Raw genomic sequence first — 4,140 nt, 5'->3', positions numbered from 1 at the left:
TCGTGACGAATTGAACTGCGTTCAATTTCTTTCCGTTCTTCGCAAAATACCCGGCTCGTTAGCTGTAATATTTCTCAAAAACTAATCAAATGGCAACAATCAATGGATTTATCCGATCGTACGGAGCTGCAGTAAGAAGATCTGAAAGAAATCAACAGAGAAGAAATCGTGAAGCTGCAAAAAGATTTAAAGAACAACAGAAGCAACTTGAATTTGAAAATGTAGCTCAAGCTGTATCGGAATGGAATGATTATGTGGAAATATTAAAATCAATTCACAAAGAATCTAGTGAAAAAGTTGATTGGAATAGAATTAAAACAGAACCCAAACCAATTGAACCAATATATTTGAATTCACATGAAAACGAGGCTAAACAAAGACTCAATAATTTCAAACCTAACTTACTAGATAAGATATTCGGCTCAACAAATAATAAAATTAAAAATCTTGAAAATCAAGTATCAATTGCAAAAAAGAAAGATGAAGATAAGCACAAAATTGCAATTAACGAATTCAAAAAAGACTTATTAGATTGGGAAGAATTACAAAATATATCACTTGGTATTGAACGTAAAGAAACTGAAGCTTATTTAAACGCAATAAAGTATTTTGAACCTTTTTCAGAAATTTCAGAATTAGGTTCTCAGATTAAATTCAAATTTGCAGAAAACCATATTGAAATTGATATAAACACAAATAGCATTGAAGTTATTCCTGATTATGAATTGAGACAAACTTCAACTGGGAAACTTTCAAAAAAAAATATGTCTAAAACAAACTTCTATGAACTTTATCAAGACCACATTTGTAGTGTAGTTCTTAGAATTAGTAGAGAAGTTTTTGCTTATCTTCCTGTTGATTTTGCTATAGTAAATGCTTTATCTGAAATGGTTGATTCTCAATCTGGTCATTTAGAAAATAAAGTAATTTTATCGGTAAAAATAGTACCTGAAACATTAGAACGACTAAATTTAGAAATGATTGACCCTTCAGATAGTATGCGAAATTTCATTCATAAAATGAGCTTCAAAAAAACTTCAGGATTTCAAGAAGTTCAAAGAATACAATAAATACTACAGCTAACATGGGTTTGGCGCAATGGCGGGTTAAGCGTAAAATTAATGTTTTGGCATTCTATTCCGCAAAAAGCCAATTAAATTGACTTTTTTTTGTAAATTTATTCAATTAATTGGCTTTTGCTTACTGTGTCGCTAAATTGAAACTTTTCGCTTCAATTTCCGCCACTGACGCCAAGCCCCAAAACGTTAGCTGTAATAGTTCCTAAAATTCCGCAAAAATGAAACATCTATTGATTCTTCTATTTTTAAGTATAATTAATATTTCTTGTGCTCAAGAAAAAAATCAGAGATTAATTCTTGGAGAAAAATATGCCAAAGAAGTCTTAGAAGAAACACTAAAAAATAATAAAGTTCATAATGTAATAGATAACAAAACACCTATTATTAAAAATGACTCAACTGCTATAAAAGTTGCAGAATCAATTTTGTTTGAAATTTATGGTGAAAATAATATCATCAAACAGAAACCGTATGAAATATACAAAATTGAAAGCTACTACGTAATCTCTGGAACTCTTCCTAAAAATTATGTTGGAGGAACATTTTTGATAATAATTAATTCTTTTAATAGTGAAATAATTAGAATAACTCACGGAAAATAACTACTACAGCTAACAAGGGTTTGGCGCAATGGCGGGTTAAGGCTAAATTTAAAGTTTCGGCTTTCTATTCCGCAAAAAGCCAATTACATTGACTTTTTTTCTTAAATTTATTCAATTAATTGGCTTTTGCTTACTGTGTCGCTAAATTGAAACTTTTCGCTTCAATTTCCGCCACTGACGCCAAGCCCCGAAACGTTGTATGTAATTATCAAAACAACTTATGAAATTAATATATACTTTTATTATAAGCTTATTCATCATAAGTTGTAATAAAAATTCTGAAATCGAATATCAATTCGATAACGACTACATTTTTAATGACTTTAAGAAAGAATTTATTTCTTATGATTTAAATAATATAAACGATTCTATTTCTGAAAGAAAAACTTTATACAAAGATAAATTAATAAGAACTGACACATTACTTTCTAAAAATCAAAAAAGTAAATTTATTGGTTGGACAAAATTTTACGATACTATTGAAAATTCAAATACAGAAAAATTTATTGAAAACTTCAGGTTTAAAAATAATATTATAAAGTTTAACCAATTAATTGTTAAAGAAAATGACACAATTAATTATTCTGAAAGCTTTTTCTATAAATTTCATGATAATAAAATTATATTTTATCTTCCAGAAAAAATGAAATTTTCTAGAAATTCTAATAATGAAATTCTATTTTTTTTACTTGATGATATTGAAAATCCATCTGTAAATCTTCAACAATTATTCAAACAAAAAAGTGAAAATTTAAACTTTCTAACTATTCATGTTAAATCGAATTACTCAGAAGCTGAATATCTTATAGATCCAGAAAAAAAAGATCTTAAAGGTATTTTTGTATATTTTGAATATGAACCAAAAACTTTTGATATTCTTGCTCATTCTATACTTTATGTAAAAAGATAACTACATACAACATAGTATTTCGCAAAAAACGGGCTGAAGGCTAACTTTTTATCCATAATTATCCGCTCGCAAAATTGCTTTTCTTAAAACAATACACTAATTTAGTTTCAGCCAAGCAATTTGCTTGAACGGACGAACTTGAACTTTCGTTCAACTTCTCTTCCGTTCTTCGCAAATACTCGGCTCGTTAGCTGACATTTTTAATAAAAGTCGTTAAAAAATTAAAATTTCATTTAATTATAAAATTTTTTAAAAACATACTAAAATGAAACTCAAAATACTGTTAACTTTAATTTTATTAAATTTCACATTATTTCTATTTGCACAAGAAACTACAAAACCAATTAATGATGTAGAAATTGAACGTACTGTTTCAATTATTGATATTGAAGGTAAAAAGTACGAAAATGTAAAAGTTAATTTAAAATCAATATCACCAGATTATTTCATCTCAGACATTTATAGAGTTAAAGTAAATATTACAACTGAAGAAGGTAAATCTTTATGGAAAAAAACTCTTAAAAATGTTTACCTATATGTATTTTCGAATGGGCAAGTTCAAGTTGGAAAACCAAACTTTGATATGATCGTTCTTTATAAAAATGACACCGGAATTTTCACCGGAAAAGTACGTGAAAAAGAAGGTGTATATTAAAAAAAACGTCAGCTAACATGGGTTTGGCGCAATGGCGGGTTAAGGCTAAAATTTGATGTTTCGGCTTTCTATTCCGCAAAAAGCCAATTATATTGACTTTTTTTTGTAAATTTATTCAATTAATTGGCTTTTGCTTACCGTGTCGCTAAATTGAAACTTTTCGCTTCAATTTCCGCCACTGACGCCAAGCCCCGAAACGTTACATGCAATACTTAATCAAAAGAGATGCATAAAATTGAAGACATAATTTTATTTATTAAGAAAGAAACTTCATCATCAATAGAAGTACATCCAGATACTGATTTAGAAAAAGATATTAGAATAACTGGAGATGACATTTCTGATTTTTTGAATAAATATTCCTTAGAGTTTAACGTCAATATGAAAAACTATTTGTGGTATTTTCATCAACACGAAGAAATATATGGAGGAATTGGGGCTTTGTTGTTTAAAACTCCAAATGATAGAGTAAAACATATTGGAATAACTCCTAAAATTCTATTAGAATCAGCAAATGAAGGCTATTGGAATGTTAATTATCCTGAGCATAACCTTCCTAAATTTCGTTACGATGTAATTACTAATTTTATTATCGCAATTTTAATTATAATATTTTTTGTATTTATTATGTATAAAAAGTACAGCATGTAACATCGGTTTGGCAAAATGCGGGGTTAAGTGCAAAATTGAACTTCTCACCTTTTTATCCGCCAAAAGCTGTTTACTTTTGTTTTTTTATTAAATTTACCAAAAGGCTCACAGCTTTGGCTACGTTTCGGTCTGAATTGAACTTTCGCTCAATTCAAGCCCGCACTTCGCCAAGCCGCGGCCCGTTATACGCAATTGCAGTTTCGGGCATCCGATTTTTTCGAACGATTTTTTATCTCAAATTCT

5 protein-coding genes are annotated in these 4,140 nt (G+C 28.7%); all 5 read left to right on the top strand.

Annotation, left to right across the window (positions count from 1 at the left end; all coding sequences use genetic code 11):
* Positions 1–89 precede the first annotated feature (89 nt).
* Positions 90–1,070 carry a hypothetical protein gene (locus tag EAH69_RS13680; protein WP_121935778.1) on the top strand — a complete coding sequence of 327 codons (981 nt, stop codon included), beginning with the start codon at positions 90–92 and terminating at the stop codon, positions 1,068–1,070.
* Positions 1,071–1,297: 227 nt separating this feature from the next.
* Positions 1,298–1,681, top strand: coding sequence for an NTF2 fold immunity protein (locus tag EAH69_RS13675; RefSeq protein WP_121935777.1), 384 nt, complete (start codon positions 1,298–1,300; stop codon positions 1,679–1,681).
* Between the two features lie 220 nt (positions 1,682–1,901).
* On the top strand, positions 1,902–2,591 hold the full coding sequence (locus EAH69_RS13670) for a hypothetical protein (protein WP_121935776.1): 690 nt from the start codon (positions 1,902–1,904) through the stop codon (positions 2,589–2,591).
* A 265-nt stretch (positions 2,592–2,856) separates the two neighbouring features.
* Positions 2,857–3,246, top strand: coding sequence for a hypothetical protein (locus EAH69_RS13665; protein WP_121935775.1), 390 nt, complete (start codon positions 2,857–2,859; stop codon positions 3,244–3,246).
* A gap of 225 nt (positions 3,247–3,471) precedes the next feature.
* Positions 3,472–3,897, top strand: a complete 426-nt coding sequence (locus EAH69_RS13660; protein ID WP_121935774.1) for a DUF1493 family protein — start codon at positions 3,472–3,474, stop codon at positions 3,895–3,897.
* Positions 3,898–4,140: the final 243 nt, after the last annotated feature.

It is taken from the genome of Faecalibacter macacae (genome assembly GCF_003687725.1).
Lineage (GTDB): Bacteria > Bacteroidota > Bacteroidia > Flavobacteriales > Weeksellaceae > Empedobacter > Empedobacter macacae.
Note: the sequence above shows the minus strand (reverse complement) of the source record. Positions and strands in the feature narration are given on the sequence as shown.